13 protein-coding genes and 1 pseudogene are annotated in these 17742 nt (G+C 73.4%); 6 read left to right on the plus strand and 8 right to left on the minus strand.

Annotated features, from left to right (window positions below; all coding sequences use genetic code 11):
- Positions 1-254: 254 nt before the first annotated feature.
- Positions 255-1448 carry a sensor histidine kinase gene (locus tag IO40_RS0112830; protein ID WP_041968798.1) on the plus strand — a complete coding sequence of 398 codons (1194 nt, stop codon included), beginning with the start codon at positions 255-257 and terminating at the stop codon, positions 1446-1448.
- A pseudogene (locus IO40_RS0112835) lies at positions 1436-2081 on the plus strand (LuxR C-terminal-related transcriptional regulator). Before IO40_RS0112830 ends, IO40_RS0112835 begins: the two are co-directional and overlap by 13 nt.
- Positions 2082-2306: 225 nt before the next feature.
- On the opposite strand, the gene IO40_RS0112840 reads toward IO40_RS0112835, so the two are convergent.
- Entirely contained in the window at positions 2307-2918 is a 612-nt protein-coding gene (locus tag IO40_RS0112840) for a hypothetical protein (RefSeq protein ID WP_016467360.1), read from the minus strand.
- A 170-nt stretch (positions 2919-3088) separates the two neighbouring features.
- Positions 3089-3889: a glutamate racemase gene (locus tag IO40_RS0112845; RefSeq protein ID WP_030408728.1), complete on the minus strand. Its 801-nt coding sequence runs from the start codon at positions 3887-3889 to the stop codon at positions 3089-3091.
- Positions 3890-3974: 85 nt separating this feature from the next.
- Here IO40_RS0112845 and IO40_RS0112850 point away from each other — a divergent pair, with 85 nt between their 5' ends.
- Entirely contained in the window at positions 3975-5126 is a 1152-nt protein-coding gene (locus IO40_RS0112850) for a glycosyltransferase (protein WP_016467362.1), read from the plus strand.
- A gap of 37 nt (positions 5127-5163) precedes the next feature.
- Here the strand turns inward: IO40_RS0112850 and IO40_RS0112855 are convergent, their stop codons facing one another.
- Positions 5164-6546, minus strand: coding sequence for a TerD family protein (locus tag IO40_RS0112855; RefSeq protein WP_031175443.1), 1383 nt, complete (start codon positions 6544-6546; stop codon positions 5164-5166).
- Positions 6547-6964: 418 nt separating this feature from the next.
- Between IO40_RS0112855 and IO40_RS0112860 the strand changes: the two genes are divergently transcribed.
- Positions 6965-7642, plus strand: coding sequence for a DUF6643 family protein (locus IO40_RS0112860; RefSeq protein ID WP_031175444.1), 678 nt, complete (start codon positions 6965-6967; stop codon positions 7640-7642).
- A 92-nt stretch (positions 7643-7734) separates the two neighbouring features.
- Here the strand turns inward: IO40_RS0112860 and IO40_RS0112865 are convergent, their stop codons facing one another.
- The 3 genes from IO40_RS0112865 to IO40_RS0112875 all read right to left on the minus strand — a co-directional run bounded on the left by IO40_RS0112865 (position 7735) and on the right by IO40_RS0112875 (position 11100).
- On the minus strand, positions 7735-8136 hold the full coding sequence (locus tag IO40_RS0112865) for a DUF779 domain-containing protein (RefSeq protein WP_016467365.1): 402 nt from the start codon (positions 8134-8136) through the stop codon (positions 7735-7737).
- Positions 8136-9659: an acetaldehyde dehydrogenase ExaC gene (gene exaC / locus IO40_RS0112870; protein WP_016467366.1), complete on the minus strand. Its 1524-nt coding sequence runs from the start codon at positions 9657-9659 to the stop codon at positions 8136-8138. The genes IO40_RS0112865 and exaC overlap by 1 nt, the downstream gene beginning before the upstream one ends.
- Positions 9660-9816: 157 nt before the next feature.
- A complete protein-coding gene (locus IO40_RS0112875) occupies positions 9817-11100 on the minus strand; it encodes a GAF domain-containing protein (protein WP_033229703.1) in 1284 nt (427 codons plus the stop codon).
- Positions 11101-11192: 92 nt separating this feature from the next.
- On the opposite strand from IO40_RS0112875, the gene IO40_RS0112880 reads away from it, so the two are divergent.
- A complete protein-coding gene (locus tag IO40_RS0112880) occupies positions 11193-13580 on the plus strand; it encodes a phosphoketolase family protein (protein ID WP_031175445.1) in 2388 nt (795 codons plus the stop codon).
- 90 nt (positions 13581-13670) lie between these two features.
- Here IO40_RS0112880 and IO40_RS0112885 read toward each other — a convergent pair whose 3' ends face one another.
- Positions 13671-15059, minus strand: coding sequence for a family 2B encapsulin nanocompartment shell protein (locus IO40_RS0112885; RefSeq protein WP_031175446.1), 1389 nt, complete (start codon positions 15057-15059; stop codon positions 13671-13673).
- 72 nt (positions 15060-15131) lie between these two features.
- Entirely contained in the window at positions 15132-16562 is a 1431-nt protein-coding gene (locus tag IO40_RS0112890; RefSeq protein WP_031026722.1) for a family 2B encapsulin nanocompartment shell protein, read from the minus strand.
- A gap of 567 nt (positions 16563-17129) precedes the next feature.
- Here IO40_RS0112890 and IO40_RS0112895 point away from each other — a divergent pair.
- On the plus strand, positions 17130-17735 hold the full coding sequence (locus tag IO40_RS0112895) for an Rv1733c family protein (protein ID WP_016467371.1): 606 nt from the start codon (positions 17130-17132) through the stop codon (positions 17733-17735).
- The last annotated feature ends 7 nt before the right edge of the window (positions 17736-17742 follow it).

Below are 17742 nucleotides of genomic sequence, written 5' to 3' on the forward strand. Positions count from 1 at the left end.
AGGCCGGTCAGCGCGCTCAGCAGGAGCTGCGTCCCGCCGTCGGGAACCACCAGGCTCAGGAGGACGTTGGCGACGAGGCCGACGGCGAGCACGGTCCACAGCAGTGATGTCACGGGGTTCCTCCGCTACGGGTCGGACGGTCTGCGGCCCACCCTGCCCGTCCGCCGGGGCCGTGCCCACGGTGTCCGCTCCCCCGCCGAAGGTGTAGCCCGCTACACCGCGCACCGGGCGGTCCGCCCCGTACGCTGATCGCCATGCGCGGGGGCGAGGGACGTCGGGTGCTGCGGGACGCGGGTCGTGCCTCGGTACATCTGCTGGTGGGGGCCGGGCTCGCCGTGGTCTGCTACGTGATGATCCGTCTGGTGCTGCTCGCCGCCGCGGCCACCCTGTCCGTGATCGGCGCGGGCATGCTGCCGGAGACCGTGCGGCTGCTGCGCGGGCTGGCCGGACTCGAGCGGCGCCGGACCGCCGCCCGGCTCGGCTCCCCCGTCCCCGAGAGGTATCTTCCGCTGGACCGCGGCTCGCTGCTGGAGCGGATCCGTGCCGCGGGCAGCGACCCGGGTACCTACCGGGACGTCCGCTGGCTCGTGGCCCACCTGCTGTACGGGCTGTTGTTCCTGTACGCCGCGATGGTGCTGTGGCCGCTGGGGCTGCTGGTGGACGGTGTCGGTTGCGGACTGGCCGGGCGCCGCCCCGTGCTGCTGCCGCGCATCGGGGACCTGGCGACGCTCCAGGCACGGCTGTCCCGCACCCTGCTGCTGCCCTCACCCAGCGCCCGGCTCGCGGAGCGGATCGACGAACTGGCCGCCACCCGGGCCGGCGCCGTCGCCGCGCACGGTGCCGAACTGCGCCGTATCGAACGGGACCTGCACGACGGAGCCCAGGCACATCTGGTGGCGCTCTCCATGCGGCGGGGGCTGGCCCGCCGCGCCTACGACCACGACCCGGCGTCCGGCCGCGCCCTGCTGGACGCCGCCCAGGACCAGGCCGAGGAGGCACTGGCACAGCTGCGGCACGTGGTGCGGGGCATCCATCCGCCGGTGCTGACCGACCGCGGACTGGTGGGCGCGGTACGGGCGTTGGCCGCCGGGAGCGGGCTGGAGGTGTCGGTCACCGTGCACGGTACGGCCGGCGGCCCGGGGGATAGTGCCGACGGCGCCCGGCCCCCCGCGGCGGTCGAGGCAGCCGCGTACTTCGCCGTCGCCGAGGGCCTCACCAACGCCGCCAGGCACAGCGGCGCCCGGCGGGCGTCCGTGGCACTAGAGCGCGCGGACGGGCTGTTGCTGGTCCGGATACGGGACGAGGGACGCGGCGGCGCCGACGAGAACGAGGGCACGGGTCTGCTGGGCATCCGCCGCAGAGTGGCGGCGCTGGACGGCACCGTGCGGCTGACCAGCCCCGTGGGAGGGCCGACCGTGGTGGAAGTGGAGCTGCCGTGCGTGTGGTGATCGCGGAGGACAACGCCCTGCTGCGGGAGGGGCTGGTGCTGCTGCTGGGCTCGGCCGGGCACGAGGTGGGCGGGTGTCGCCACGACGGGGCCCGAGGTGTTGCCGCTGCTGGTGGAGCAACGGCCGGACGTGGCCGTCCTCGACGTACGGCTGCCGCCCGACTTCCGCGACGAGGGCCTGCGGGCCGCGCTCGACGCCCGCCGCCTGCTGCCCCGGCTGCCGGTGCTGGTGCTGTCGCAGTATGTGGAGGAGACGTACGCGACGGAGCTGCTGGGCGGCGGGGCGCACGGGGTGGGCTATCTCCTCAAGGACCGGGTCGGGCGGGTGGAGGAGTTCCTGGAGGCACTGGAGCGGGTCGCCGCCGGGGGCACGGCGCTGGATCCCGAGGTCGTCACCGAGCTGATGTCGCGGGGCCGAGGCGGCGGGCCGCTGGCGGCGCTGACGCCCCGCGAGGAGGAGGTGCTGCGGCTGATGGCGGAGGGCCATGACAACGCGACCATCGCCAAGGTCCTGGTCATCACGGAGCGTTCGGTGCACAAGCACATCGGAAACGTCTTCGCGAAGCTGGGGCTGCCGCCCGCCGACAGCGGCCACCGCAGGGTCCTGGCGGTGCTGGCCTACCTCGGCCGCTGACCGCCCCGGCCCCCGCGCGGAGACCGGCCGCGCCCGGCCCGTAGCGGCGGGTCCGGCACACCGGCCGGGGCATGCGCGGACGATCCCGGGGGCCGGCCCTGGGGGCTGGCCCGGCCGGCGCCCGCGGCGGCCGGCGAGCCCGCTGTGGCGGGAGGGAGCGGCCCGGTGTCCCGGTGGGGCTCCACCATGCGGGCCGCGGGGCGGCGCCTGGCCGGGGGCGCTCGTTCAGGTGCGGAGGGCCGCGAGGCGGGTGCGGATGTGGTGGACGGCGGTCTCGGCGTCGTCCACGGTGACGGTGAAGACCCGGCCGTCGCCCAGGCGGAGGACGAGGCCCTCGCCCCGGCGGATGATCACCGCGGTGCCCTTCTCGGGCCGCGAGCGGTAGCCCCATCCGCCCCAGTGGCAGGGGGTGAGGCGGGGCGCGTGGTCGGCGGCGACCACGTCCCGCAGATGGATGCGGCGGCGGGGCACACCGGCGTGGCCGCAGCGCACCTCCAGGGCCTCGTCCTCGACGCGGACCTCGACGTGGACGAAGGCCAGGGTGCCGCAGAGGATGAGCAGTCCGGTGGCGACGCAGCCGACGACGGACATGACCAGCGGCACGAGCCCCGACGACCAGCCGGGGTCCACCGCCAGTTCGATGCCGAGGGCCAGGCAGCCCGCGCCCAGGGCGGCGAGCGCCCACTGGAGCCGGCTGGTGGCCCGCCCGGTCCACACCGCCGCTCTCGCCGAGGCGACGGCGAGGGAGGTGGCGGGGGCGACGGTCTGTTCGCTGTGGTGGCGAGGTCCGGCGCCGCCCTCGGGGGGCAGCGCGCCCTCGCGGGGCTGGTCCCTCATGTTCGGCAGCGTACTCCCGACAACGGGCGCGGGCAGCCCGAAGCGGCGACGCGGTCGTGACTCTCCGATCGTTCCCTCCGCCGCCCGGACACGCAGCGTCACCGGCGCAGACGAGCCGCAGGCGGCGGCGCGGGCGGAGACGCAGGCCGAGGGGCGGAAAGAAGCGCAGGTCAGCCGCGTACGGCGCCGGCGGAGGCGAGGAGGCGGCCCTCGGCGTAGGTGAGGGCGGCCTCGGGGAGGGCGGCGGGCCTGCCGCTGTGCAGCACGGTGAGTCCGCCGGTGGGTGCGGCGCCGGCGTCCGGGCCGCTGCCGGCGCGGCGCAGCGCCTGGGCGCAGACGGCGACGGCGGAGCCCTGGAGGGCGGGGCCGACGGCGCCGGAGGCGCCCAGGGCCTCACGGATGCGCTCCCCGACGAGTTCGTAGTGGGTGCAGCCCAGGACGACGGTCTCCACGTCGTCCGGGGTGCGTTCGGCCGCGGCGTGGACCGCGGTGGTGATGAGCTGTTCGTCCCCGCTCTCGATCGCTTCGGCGAGGCCGTGGCAGGGCACGCCGGTCACGTCGGTGCCGGCTGCGTACTCCTCGATGAGCCGCTGCTGGTAGGGGCTGCCGGTGGTGGCCGGGGTGGCCCAGACGGCGACCCGGCCGCCGGTGCCGGCGGCTGCGGCGGCGGCCGGTTTGACGGCCGGTACGGTACCGATCACCGGGAGTGCGGGCTCCAGTTCGGCGCGGAGGGTGGGCAGCGCGTGCACGGACGCGGTGTTGCAGGCCACGATCAGCGCGTCCGGTTCGTACGCGGCGGCGGCGCGGGCGCACAGCAGGGCGCGCTCGGTGATCCCGTCCGCGTCGCGCGGCCCCCAGGGCATGCCGTCCGGGTCGAGGGAGAGCACCAGGTCGGCGTCGGGGCGTGCGCGGCGTACCGCCGCAGCCGCGGCGAGCAGGCCGATACCGGAGTCCATGAGCGCGATCTTCACGTGGAGCAACTGTAATCGATCGACCGTCCGGGCCCGGCCCGGTCAGGGTGCCGCGCGGGCCGGGCTTGGGGCAGACTGCGGCACGATGAACGCGCCGACCTGGATCACCGCCGTCCCGCTCGTCTCGCTGGCCGCATGGGTGTGGCTGCTGCTGGGGCAGGGGTTCTTCTGGCGGACCGATGTGCGCCTGCCGACCGTGCGCGGACAGCCGGAGCCGGCCCGGTGGCCGTCGGTGGCCGTGGTCGTACCGGCCCGCGACGAGGCCCAGGTGCTGCCCGAATCGCTGCCGTCGCTGCTGGCGCAGGACTATCCGGGGGACGCGTGGGTGCTGCTGGTGGACGACGGCTCCACCGACGGGACGGCGGCACTGGCCCGTTCGCTCGCCGAACGGACACCGGACGGGCTGCCGTTGACGGTGCTCGACGCCGGTGAACGGGAACCGGGGTGGACGGGGAAGCTGTGGGCCGTGCGCCGCGGCGTGGCGCACGCCCGCGCGAGCGCGGAGCCGCCCGCGTTCCTGCTGCTGACGGACGCGGACATCGCGCACGCGCCCGACTCGCTGCGCCGGCTGGTGCACGGCGCGCTGGCCGGGCGGCTCGATCTGGTCTCGCAGATGGCGCGGCTGCGGGTGCGCACCGGCTGGGAGCGGATGATCGTACCCGCGTTCGTCTACTTCTTCGCGCAGCTGTATCCGTTCCGCTGGGTCAACAAGCCCTCGGCGCGGACCGCGGCGGCGGCCGGCGGCTGCGCGCTGCTGCGCACTCAGGCGGCGGAGCGGGCGCGGATCCCCGAGAGCATCAAGGACGCCGTCATCGACGACGTGACGCTGGGCCGCGCGGTCAAGCGCGCGGGCGGACGGATCTGGCTGGGGCTCGCGGACGGGGTGCACAGCGTGCGCCCGTACGTGGGACTGCGTCCGCTGTGGCGGATGGTCTCGCGCAGCGCCTACGCGCAGCTGCTCAACAATCCGCTGCTGCTGGCGGCCACGGTGCTCGGGCTCGCCCTGGTGTATCTGGTGCCCCCGGTGTGGGCCTGCGCCGGTTCACCGGTGGGCGGGGCGGCCTGGCTGGTGATGACGCTGACGTACGTGCCGATGCTGCGCTACTACGGCCGGCCGCTGTGGACGGCGCCGCTGCTGCCCGTGACGGCCGCGCTGTACCTGGCGATGACCATCGACTCGGCGGTGCAGCACTACCGGGGCAGGGGCGCAGCGTGGAAGGGCCGCACCTACTCGTGAGCCTCCCGCACCTCGCGCCGCCGCCCCGTCACGCCGCTCACTTGCGGCCCGGGGTCCACTGCATGCCCCAGCCGTACTCCTGGTCGACGGTGCGCTGCGGGCTCACCCCGCGCCGGGGCACCAGATAGCGGGCCTCCCGGCGGACGATGAGCTCGCCGTTCTCGTTGGTGATCAGCGCGAGGGCGCACACGGTGGAGGGCACGGTGCACTCGTCGAGGGAGAAGTCGACGGGCGCGCCGTACTGGGGCCGGAGTGTGACGGTGGCGTGCAGCCCGGCGAAGCTGCGGGCGCCCTCGTAGATGGTGACGAAGATGAGGACCCGGCGCAGTTCGGCGGTGTGGTCGAGGTTGATGGTGAGGTTCTCACCGGTCTCCACGGCGCCGCTGCGGTCGTCGCCGTCGAGGTGGATGAAGGGCGCGCGGTGCAGGGAGCCGAAGGAGTTGCCGAGGGCCTGGACGACGCCCTTGCGCCCGTCGGTCAGTTCGTAGAGGGCGCACAGGTCCAGGTCGGGGCCGGTCAGGACGCCCATGGCGCGGGACAGCCGTCCGGCCAGGCCCTTGGGCTGCTGGGCCTGGGCGGTCCAGTTGAGGTTGACGCGCATGGTGCCGGAGGTGCCGCCCTGTTTGGTGAGGGAGACCGACGGCGCTTCCTTGGTGAGCGTCACCTTGCTGAGCCGTACGGGCGCGGCCGGCCGCTGCGCGGCGGAGGGCTGAGGGGTTGAGGGCTGGGCGACCGAGGGAGCGGGTACGTGGGGGACGCCTGGCGAGGCGGGGCCCTGCGGCAAGGGGGGCGCCTGCACCCCGGGCGCGTCGGGGACGTGCGGGGTCGGCGGGCTGTGCGGGTGGACCGGGACGCTGCTGCCGGGCGGCGGGGTGGCGGGCTCGTCCACGGTGATGCCGAAGTCGGTGGCCAGACCCGCCAGTCCGCTGGCGTAGCCCTGGCCGACGGCGCGGAACTTCCACGCGCCCTGTCTGCGGTACAGCTCCCCCAGCAGGTACGCGGTCTCCCCCGAGGCGTCTGCCGGGTCGAAGCGGGCGATCTCCCGGCCGCCCCCGCCGCCCGCCGCGCCCGTCTCCGTGAGGCGCACGTACAGGCCGGGAACCTGGCCGAAGGTGCCGCCGTCGGCGGAGGCGGCGATGACGACGCGGTCGATCTCCGGTTCCAGCTGGGCGAGTTCGACGGTGAGCGTGTCGGTGCCTGCGGCCCCGGCCGTGCTCTTGCCCTCGTGCCGGACGGCGCCGGAGGGGTGCCGCGGCTGGTTGTAGAAGACGAAGTCGTCGTCCGAGCGGACCTTGCCGCGGGCGTCGAGGAGCAGGGCGGAGGCGTCGAGGTCCGGCACTCCGGAGCCGGCCGACCAGCCCAGTTCGACCCGTACCGCCTGGGCGGGTACGGGGACGTTGGCCCCCTTGCCCATCGTCATGACCACTCCCCCTCCGGCTCGGTCGTCCCGCGTGCGCTCCCCTCCCAACCTATTGCACACCGCCACCCCTTCCTAAGCCCCCCACACGCCCCTGGGACGGCGGGGGCGCGAACGCGAACATCTGGTGCGGGTAGGGGCGTTCTCCGTCATTGCCGGTGGGCTTATGCTTCTGTCAGCTTCTCCTCCCGCGCGCCCGGAAAGGGACAGGCGGGAACAAGCCGTCCCGCCATGTCTGACCGGGCGTCATCACGGTCGCCATGAGGGGCGTTCGCCCTGACCGTGCTCCCCCGCGCACCTTCCGGCGCGGTGACCCGGACGGGGTGGAAAACCGGCCTTGGCCAGCGGTGATGCGGGTGGGGCGGGCGTTCCTTGTGTACCTCTCTAGTGCCGATGCTGATTGTGGGCTTAACTTATGAGCATGACCTCCCCCCGCAGCTCTTACAGCGGCGGCTACTACGCTGCATCGTCCTACCCCGAGACGCCGATCTACGACATGCTCGTCGCCGAGCGGGGCACACCTCAGATCGCGCCCATCCGGGTGCCGTCGGCCTATGACACGGGGAGCACGGGCGGCGCGCTCGCGGCACTGCCCCCCGCGCTGCCTTCGGGTCACGAACCGCAGCCGCCGCAGCCGGCGCCGCTGCACCACACTCCGGCGCCGTCGTACGGGTATCAGGGGGCTGCGGCGCCCCAGCCGCAGATGCCGCAGCCGGCCCCGCAGCAGGCCGCTCCGGCGCCGATGCGCCAGCAGCCGGTGCGGCAGGCTCCCGCGGCGCTGCCGCCCGGCGGTGGCGGCGGCCAGAGCGGCCCGGTGCCGCTCCAGCACACGCCCGCGCCGCACATTCCGCAGCAGGCGCCGCCGCGCGGCTACGGCTACCCGGGGCCGGGGGGCCCGGCACAGCCGCAGGCGCCGATGCAGCAGCAGCCGCAGCAGGCGCAGGTGCAGGTCCAGGTGCAGCAGTACCAGCAGCAGTCGGTGCACAACCAGGCCACGCAGTACATGCGGCCGGTGGCACCCCGTCCGGCGGCGCCCCGCCCGATGCCGGGTCAGCACGAGGACCCCTACGGCGGCCACCAGTACGGCCGCGGCTACTGAGGCACACTCCGGGGCACCTTCGGGAACGTTCGTGCGGGCACCGTCGTTGGGAGGACGACGGTGCCCGCACGGGTGTCCGGGGCCCGGCGCGCTCAGCGCTCCATCAGCCGTGACCTGATCAGGAAGCGCACGCCCTCGGGGGCCTCCAGGGAGAAGCCGCTGCCCCTGCCCCGTACGACGTCCACGGTCAGATGGGTGTGGCTCCAGCGGGCGAACTGGCTGGCGGACATCCAGAACGGCACGGGCTCGGCGAGGCCGTCCACCTCCAGTTCGGCCAGCAGCACATCACTGGCGCCGGTACGGAACTCGCCGCACCCGTAGCACATGGGGCTGCTCCCGTCGCAGCAGCCGCCGGACTGGTGGAACATCAGCGGGCCGTGCTTGGCCGTCAGCGTCCGCAGCAGCTCGGCGGCGGCCGGGGTGAGGGCCACCCGCTCGGGCCCGTCCCGGACCGCCCCTTCGTCACCAGCCGGGCGCTGCCCCTGAGCACCCATCAGAACAGTCCCGCCTTCTTCGGGTCGTAGCTGACGAGCAGGTTCTTGGTCTGCTGGTAGTGCTCCAGCATCATACGGTGGTTCTCCCGGCCGATGCCTGACTGCTTGTAACCGCCGAATGCGGCGTGGGCCGGATACTGGTGGTAACAGTTCGTCCACACCCGGCCGGCCTGGATGGCACGGCCCGCCCGGTAGGCGCGGGAGCCGTCGCGGGTCCACACGCCCGCGCCCAGCCCGTAGAGGGTGTCGTTGGCGATGCGGATGGCGTCGTCGAAGTCGTCGAAGCCCGTCACCGAGACGACCGGCCCGAAGATCTCCTCCTGGAAGACCCGCATGTCGTTGCTGCCCTCCAGCACGGTGGGCCGCACGTAGTAGCCGCCCTCCAGCTCGCCGCCCAGCTCGGCGCGGGTGCCGCCGGTGAGCACCCGCGCACCCTCCTGACGGCCGATGTCCAGGTAGGAGAGGATCTTCTCCAGCTGGTCGTTGGACGCCTGCGCGCCGACCATGGTGTCGGTGTCCAGCGGGTTGCCCTGCACGATGGCCTCGGTCCGTGCGACACCCGCCTCCAGGAAGGCCCGGTAGTGGCTGCGCTGGATGAGGGCGCGCGACGGACAGGTGCACACCTCGCCCTGGTTGAGGGCGAACATGGTGAACCCTTCGAGCGCCTTGTCGTAGAAGTCGTCGGCGTCGTCGGAGACGTCCTCGAAGAAGATGTTGGGGCTCTTGCCGCCCAGCTCCAGCGTGACGGGCTTGAGGTTCTCCGAGGCGTACTGCATGATCAGCCGCCCCGTGGTGGTCTCACCCGTGAAGGCGATCTTGGCGACGCGGGGGTGGCTCGCCAGCGGCTTGCCCGCCTCGGCGCCGAACCCGTTGACGATGTTGACGACGCCGGGCGGCAGCAGATCGGCCACCAGGCTCATCCAGTAGTGCAGGGAGGCAGGGGTCTGCTCGGCCGGTTTGAGGACCACGGCGTTCCCCGCGGCCAGCGCCGGCGCCAGCTTCCAGGCCGCCATCAGGATCGGGAAGTTCCACGGGATGATCTGCGCGACCACGCCCAGCGGCTCGTGGAAGTGGTAGGCGACGGTGTCCTCGTCCAGCTGGGAGAGCGAACCCTCCTGAGCGCGGATCGCACCGGCGAAGTAGCGGAAGTGGTCGATGGCCAGCGGGATGTCGGCGGCCAGCGTCTCCCGGACGGGCTTGCCGTTCTCCCACGTCTCGGCGACGGCCAGCTCCTCCAGATGGGCTTCCATGCGCTGCGCGATCTGGTTGAGGATCTGCGCACGCTCGGCCGGCGAGGTGCGCCCCCAGGCTGGTGCCGCCTCATGGGCCGCCTCGACGGCCCGTTCGACGTCCTCGGCCGTGCCGCGGGCCACCTCGGTGAAGGGCTGCCCCGTCACCGGGGTGGGGTTCTCGAAATAGCCGCCCTGCTTGGGCGCGACGTAGGTCCCGCCGATCCAGTGGTCGTACCGCGACTGGTAGCTCATCAGCGCGCTGTCGGTTCCGGGTGCGGCGTAGCGGCTCATGCTGTGCCTCCCTGTGTGACGTCCGGTACGGGCCGCGCACCGCCCTTTTCGGCGAGCGCGGTCCCGGGAGGCTAGTACCGGGAACGTTGCGGATACGTTGCCGCGCCCACGTCCGGTGCCGCCCGGCCCGTCACCGCGCCGCTCTCCCCCGCCGCCGTCACCGCCCGGGGCGCCCGCCGTGCGGCAGCCCGTAGGCGGCGCGCAGTTCACGGACGCGGGCCGCCGTGCGCGGGCCGGGCCGGAGCGCGTGCAGCGCCTCCCACACCTCCAGGTCGTCCTGGGCCCCGGCGACGCCGAGCCAGCTCTCCAGCAGCAGCGGATCCGGCCGGGTGAGCAGATGGCGGCGGAGCCGCATCTCCAGCAGCGTGCGCAGCCGCACCACGCCGGGGGCCTCGGAGAAGGGCAGCAGCGGCCCCGGGTAGGCGTCGAGGGCAGCGGTGAGGTCACCGGCGGCCAGCGCGTCGCTGACGGCGTCGTAGTCGCTGTACGGCCGCTGCCGCAGCCGGTAGGGGCGGGAGGACAGCAGCGGGCCGAGCAGCCGCCGCAGCCGGGAGAGCGCCGCCCGCAGCGTGACGGGGTGGACGTCGCGCTCGCCGTACAGTTCGCGGGCCAGGGCCTCGCCGGACAGCCCGTCCGGGTGGGCCGCGAGCAGCAGCAGGATCTCGCTGTGCCGCCGCCCCAGCCGCAGCGGCCCGCCCACGCCGAGACCCGGGGCGTGCAGCAGTGCCTCGTCCCGGCCCAGGACCGTCAGCGTGCAGCCGCCGGGCGGCCCCTCCCCGCCGTCGTCCGGCGCGGCCAGCCGGGCCTCGGCGGCCCGTGCCGTGGCCTCCACCAGGGCCAGACTGTGCGGGGAGGCCAGGTGGTCCCCGCCGGTCAGGTCCACCGCGCCCAGCACCCGGCCGGTCAGCGGATCGCGTACGGGCGCGGCGGCGCAGGTCCACGACTGCACCGGCCGGCAGTAGTGCTCGGCGGCGAAGATCTGGACGGCGTGCCCGACCGCCAGGGCCGTGCCCGGCGCGTTGGTGCCGCTGGCGTGCTCCGCCCACTGGGCGCCCGGCACGAAGTTCATCCGCTCGGCCCGGCGCAGCACCTGCGGATGCCCCTCGACCCACAGCATGGTGCCCCGCGCGTCGCAGACGGACAGCAGATGGGCGCCGTCGTGGGCGATGGTGCCCAGCAGTTCCCGGAAGAGCGGCATCACCCGGGCCAGGGGGTGCCGGTGGCGTCGGGCGGCGAGCTGGGCGTCGTCCACCTCGATCCCGGCCATGCGCTCGGGCGGCAGCCGCGCTCCGGCGCAGCGGCGCCAGGAGTCGGCCACCACGGCGCGGACGGGAGCGGCGACCGTGCCGCCGGTCACGAACCTCTCATGGGCGCGGCGCAGCTGCCCGGCCCGTTCGGCCGGGTCCGCCCCCGCTTCGAGCGCCAGCCATGGATTGCGCACCCCGTCATCGTGCAGCGCCCCGGGGCGGGGCACAACGCCCCGGACGCGGGACACGGGGTGTCGGACCGGGCCACGCCTGGTACCCATCCGGCATGCCGGAACAGCAGCCCCTCACCGACCGCGAGGCCGCGGCGCTGGACGCCCAGTGGCGTGCCCTGAACTACCTGTCCGCCTGCCAGCTGTATCTGCGGGACAACCCGCTGCTGCGCGAACCGCTGCGCCCCGAGCACATCAAGCACAGGCTGCTCGGTCACTGGGGCACCTGCCCGGGTCTCACCCTCGTCTACGCCCACCTCAACCGGATCGTCCGCACCAGGGGACAGCGCACCATGGCGGTATGGGGGCCGGGGCACGGGGCGGCGGCCGTGCTGGCGGGTGCCTGGCTGGAGGGCAGCTATCCGGAGCTGCGGCCGGACGTGCCCCGCGACGAGGAAGGGCTGCGCCGCCTGTGTGCGGAGTTCTCCCAGCCGGGCGGGGTGCCCAGCCATACGGCGCCGAGCGTGCCGGGGTCGATCCAGGAGGGCGGCGAGCTGGGTTACGCGCTCTCGCACGCCTACGGCGCCGCCTTCGACAAGCCGGACCTGCTGGTGTGCGCGGTGGTGGGCGACGGCGAGGCGGAGACGGGCCCGCTGGCCGCGTCCTGGCACGCCAACAAGTTCCTCGACCCGGTGCACGACGGGGCCGTGCTGCCGGTACTGCATCTGAACGGGTACAAGATCGCCAACCCGACGGTGCCGGCCCGGCTGCCCGAGGACGAGTTGGCGTCGCTGCTGCGCGGCTACGGCCACGAGCCGCTGTTCGTCACCGCGCACGAGGACACCCCGCCCCAGGAGGCGCACCGGGCGCTGGCCGCTGCTTTCGACACGGCGCTGGACCGGATCGCCGAGATCCAGCATGCGGCCCGCGCGGACGGCGGCCCGCAGCAGGACCGGCCACGCTGGCCGATGCTGGTGCTGCGCACCCCGAAGGGCTGGTCGGGGCCGCGGGAGCTGGACGGGGAACCGGTGGAGGGCACCTGGCGGGCGCACCAGGTGCCGCTGCCCGGCGTCCGGGACCATCCCGAGCGGCTGCGGGAGCTGGAACGGTGGCTGCGCTCCTACCGTCCCGAGGAGCTGTTCGACGAAGGGGGCGTGCCGCGCTCCGAGGTGCTGGCCTGGATGCCCGAGGGTGACCTGCGGCTGGGCGCCGTCCCGGAGGCGAACGGCGGACGGCTGCTGCGCCGGCTGCCGCTCCCGCGGCTGGAGACGTACGCGGTACCGGTGGAGCGCCCGGGAGCCGACGCGCACGAGCCGACACGCGTGCTGGGCGGCTTCCTGGAAGGGCTGATGGCGGCCACCGCCGAGCGGCGGGACTTCCGGCTGTTCGGCCCGGACGAGACGGACTCCAACCATCTGAGTGCTGTCTGGGGTGCCACGGACCGCGGCTGGCAGGCCGGTCTGCTGCCGACCGACGAGCATCTGGGCAGGCACGGCCGCGTTCTGGAAGTCCTCTCCGAGCACCTGTGCCAGGGCTGGCTGGAGGGGTACGTCCTGACCGGCCGCTCCGGGATGTTCGCCTCCTACGAGGCGTTCACCAATCTGGTCGCCAGCATGGCGTCCCAGTACGTGAAATGGGTGCACAGCGCCCGCGAGGTCTCCTGGCGCCGCCCCGTGGCCTCCCTCAACTATCTGCTGACCTCGCACGCCTGGCGGCAGGACCACAACGGTTTCTCCCACCAGGACCCCGGCTTCATCGACCACATCCTCAACAAGAGCCCCGAGGTGGTCCGCGTCTATCTGCCGCCGGACACCAACACGCTGCTGTGCGTGGCCGATCACGCCCTGCGGACGCGGGACACGGTGAACGTGGTGGTGGCCGGGAAACACGCGTGCTTCGACTGGCTGGGCCTCGACGAGGCGCGGGCTCACTGCGCGCGCGGGCTCGGGGTGTGGGAGTGGGCCGGGACCGAGAGCGACGGCGAGGAGCCGGACGTGGTGCTGGCCTGTGCGGGGGACGTGCCCACGCACGAGACGCTGGCCGCTGCGGCGCTGCTGCGCGACTGGCTGCCGGAGCTGTCGGTGCGGGTGGTGAACGTGGTGGACGTGGCGCGGCTGATGCGGCGGCGGGACCATCCGCACGGGCTGGGCGACGCCGAGTTCGACACCGTCTTCACCCGCGACCGCCCGGTGATCTTCGCCTACCACGGCTATCCGTGGCTGGTGCACCGCCTCACCTACGGGCGGACCGTGCACCCGAAGCTGACCGTGCGCGGCTACCGCGAGTCGGGGTCCACCACCACCCCGTTCGACATGGTGGTGCGCAACGGGATGGACCGCTATCACCTGGTCATGGACGTCATCGACCGCACGGAGGGGCTGGGCAGCCGCGCGGCGGGCGTGCGGCAGGCCGCGGCGGACATGCGCCACCGCCATCACCGGTACGTGGCCGAGCACGGCACCGACATGCCGGAGGTCACCGACTGGCGCTGGCCCGGTCGGTGACCGCACCGGCCCGGCACCGGGGCTCCTGCACCGGTGCCGGACCTCGGTGGTCCCGGCCGCGGCGGTGCGGCCGGGAGCCCCTGGCGGGTCTCAGAGCTGCACGTCCTCCAGGATGCCGAGCGCGTCCGGCACCAGCACGGCCGCGGAGAAGTAGACGCTGACCAGGTAGGAGATCAGCGCCCGGTCGTCGATGCCCATGAACCGCACATTCATGGAGGGCTCGATCTCGTCCGGGATGCCCGTCTGGTGCAGACCGATGACGCCCTGATCGTCCGCTCCGGTGCGCATGGCCAGCACGGAGGTGGTGCCGTCCGGCCGCACCGGGATCTTGTCGCAGGGCAGCAGCGGGACGCCGCGCCAGGCGTGCGCCCTGCTGCCCTCGACCTGCACCTGCTCCGGGTAGACGCCGCGCTTGCTGCACTCACGGCCGAAGGCGGCGATGGCGCGGGGATGCGCCAGCAGATAGCGGGTCTTGCGGCGACGGGAGAGCAGCTCGTCCATGTCGTCCGGGGTGGGCGGCCCGCTGCGGGCGTGCAGCCGCTGGCTCAGATCGGCGTTGTGCAGCAACCCGAACTCGCGGTTGTTGACCAGTTCGTGCTCCTGCCGCTCGCGCAGCGCCTCGACGGTCAGCCGCAGCTGCTCCTGCACCTGGTTCATCGGGTGGTTGTAGACGTCGGCCACCCGGCTGTGCACCTTGAGCACGGTCTGGGCGACGGACAACTCGTACTCGCGGGGGCTCAGCTCGTAGTCGACGAACGTGCCGGGCAGCATGTGTTCGCCCGTGTGCCCGGAGGCGAGCGCGATGTCGGCCTCCCCGCGCCGGTTCTGCGGCGGCACGGGACGGGACAGCACCCTCGTCAGATGGTCGCGCAGCGCGGGCGCGGCGTCCGCTGTCCGCTGGAAGGTGCCGCGCGGCAGTGCGAGCACGGTGCAGCGGGTACGGGCGCGCAGGGTGTGCTCCCATGTGCCCGGCTCGGGGGTGAGGACCTGTTCCCCGGCGTGGTCGCCGTCGGCCAGCACGCCGAGGTCCACCTCGTCGTCGTACTGCCCGGCGGCGTGCCGGGTGACCCGGCCGTGGGCGATCAGCAGCAGTTCCTCGACGGGCCGGCCGCGCACGGTCAGCTCCTGGCCCGGCTCGTACTCGCGCTGGACGAAGCCGTCGGCCAGCGCCCGCAGCGCCGCCTCGTCCTCCAGCCCGCGCAGCAGGGCGATCTCCCGCAGTTCGGCGGGGATGACGCTGATGTCGGCGCCGGTGGAGACGAACTCGATCCTGCCGTCGCCCAGGGTGTGGGTGAGGCGCCGGTTGACGCGGTAGGTGCCGCCGGTGGTCTCGGTCCACGGCAGGACGTGCAGCAGCCAGCGCGGGGAGATCCCCTGCATCTGCGGGGGCGTCTTGGTGGTGGTGGCGAGATTGCGTGCCGCCGCCGTGGTGAGGCTGGAGGACACGGCCTGCTGGGTCTCTTCGGGGTGCGTCGTCATCGGTTCCCGGTTCCTGGTGTTTCCGACTTCCTGCTCCGGGGTTCTCCCCGGCGTTCTTTCGGGCGTTCCGCGTCAGTACCCGATTTCGACGTCCTCCAGAATTCCGAGCGCGTCCGGAACGAGCACCGCGGCCGAATAGTAGGCACTCACCAGATAGGACATGACGGCCTTTTCGTTGATCCCCATGAAACGGACGGAAAGGCTGGGGCTGTATTCGTCGGGGATTCCCGTCTGGTGCAGCCCTACGACGCCCTGGGCCTTCTCACCCGTACGCATCGCCAGCACCGAACTGGTGCCCTGCCGGGTGACCGGGATCTTGTTGCAGGGCAGGATCGGCACACCCCGCCAGGCGGGCACCGAGTGGCCCTCGTAGTCGATGGACTGCGGGTAGACGCCGCGCTTGCTGCACTCACGCCCGATGGCGGCGATCGCCTTGGGGTGGGCCAGGATGACGCTGGGGTCCTTCCATACGGTGGCCAGCAGCTCGTCGAGGTCGTCGGGGGTGGGCGGCCCGGACCGGGTGTGGACGCGCTGCTTCATGTCGGCGTTGTGCAGCAGGCCGATGGCCCGGTTGTTGACCAGTTCGTGTTCCTGCCGCTCGCGCAGCGCCTCGACGGTCAGCCGCAGCTGCTCCTCCAGCTGATTCATCGGGTGGTTGTACAGATCGGCGACGCGGGTGTGGATCCGCAGCACCGTCTGCGCCACTTCGAGCTCGTACTCGCGCGGCTTGAGGTCGTAGTCCACGAAGGTCCCGGGCAGGGCCGGCTCCCCGACGTGGCCGGAGGCCAGTTCGATGGCGGACTCGCCGTCCTCCGTGCGCTGGGCGGGGATCCGGGAGCGGGTGGCGGCCAGGTGGGTGCGCAGGGAGTCGGATTCGGCCAGGACGGCGTCGAAGGCGCTGCGTTCCAGGGTGAGCACCGTGCCGCTGGTGAGCGAGGTGAGGGTGTGCTCCCAGGTGCCGCTCTCGCCCGTCAGCCGGTCGTCGCCGAGGAAGTCGCCGTCCGCCAGGACACCGTGGGTGGTCTCCTCGTCGTACCGGCCGCGCGCGGTCCTGCGCAGCTTGCCGTGGGCGATGAGCACCAGCCGGTCGGCGGGCTGCCCCTCCCGCACGATGACCTCGCCCGGTCCGAAATCGCGCTGCTCGCACCGGGACGCGAGGGCCTCGAGCACCTCCCGGTCCTCGTAGCCGCGCAGGGCCGGCAGTTCGGAGAGTTCCAGTGGGATGACGCGGACCTCGGAGCCGGTGGAGACGAATTCCACCCTGCCGTCCCCCAGGGTGTGGCTGAGGCGCCGGTTGACCCGGAAAGTGCCGCCGGTCACCTGGACCCAGGGCAGCACCTTGAGCAGCCACCGGGAGGTGATGCCCTGCATCTGCGGAGGGGTTTTGGTGGTGGTCGCGAGATTCCGGGCCGCCGCTGTCGCGAGGCTCTGCTGCGCCTGCGCCGGGCCGTCGTTCTCCGCGCTCCCGGAGTTCCCGGGATTCCGCTCCGCCGCAGTCGTCATCCGACACCGCCCATCTCAGTGATCATCTGGTTTTTCACGCGCTGCTGCGCCACGAAGCTAGGCGAGCGCGACAAGCGGTTGCAATCACTCAAAAGATGACCTGAATGTGCGAATGACCGTGCGGCGACTCGGGTAAGAGACGGCATTTTCAGCCGAGTTGAGCGACTCAGCGTGACGGACGAGCCCGCGTTCTTCACCCTCCGCAGCCGAGTACGGCCCCGGACGCTCCGGCGCTTCCCGGCAGCAGGCACTTTCGTACAGCAGAGCGGGGCGCATGACGTGCGCCGAGGGCGCACACCACCTCGGCCCGCGCCCGCTGTCCGGTGCCGCGCGTCCACTCAGTACACTCGCGGCTCACGAGGGGAAACGAACGAGCCCACCGGGGACCTTGAAGGGAGTGCGCCGCACACCGACTCACCCGGCCGTCTCGACCGGACGACCGCCCGGCCACCACATCGGTCACGAATCGGTCACGAACCGATGTTTCGGGGCTCTTCGGGCCTTTCTCGTGCATGTACCTCGTCCGATGAGGTACGTAACGGACGGCGAGAAGGGGGTGAAGCGGCGGTGCGTACGATCGTCGGCCTGTGGCGCTGGCGGGGGAATCCGCTGTGCCGCCGCACCGACCGCCGCGAGGCGTGGCTGTCCCTGTGGGCGGCCGTCCTGATGGTCCTGGGCGCCCCGCTGGTGGGCCTGTGGACGGAGGAGGCGACCCAGAGCGCCCTGCTGCGCACCGCCGCCGAGCAGCAGCGCGACCGACAGCGGACCTGGGCCACCGTCCTCCACGTCACGGTCCGCCCGCCACTGGACTCCGAGACGGAGACGGCCGCCGGGCGCCAGCAGAACCGCAACGAGGTCACGGCACGCTGGGCGGGCCCCGACGGCGCCCCGCACACCGGCACCGTCGTACTGCGCCGCCCCATCCGTCCCGGTGACCGCTTCTCCGTGTGGACCGACGGCAGGGGCCGGCTGACGTCCCGGCCCATGAGCGCACGCGGCGCCGCCTCGCACTCGCTGCTGGCGGGACTGGCCGCCGGAGCGGCCAGTGTCGCCGTGCTGGAGGCGGCACGGCGCGTCGCGGTGCGGCTGGTGCTGCGCCGCCGGTACGCGCTCTGGGACGAGGAGTGGGGCCGTATCGGGCCCGACTGGGGCCGGGCCGGCAGCAGCAGCTGACCGAGGA

The organism is Streptomyces albus subsp. albus, assembly GCF_000725885.1.
GTDB classification, from domain to species: domain Bacteria; phylum Actinomycetota; class Actinomycetes; order Streptomycetales; family Streptomycetaceae; genus Streptomyces; species Streptomyces albus.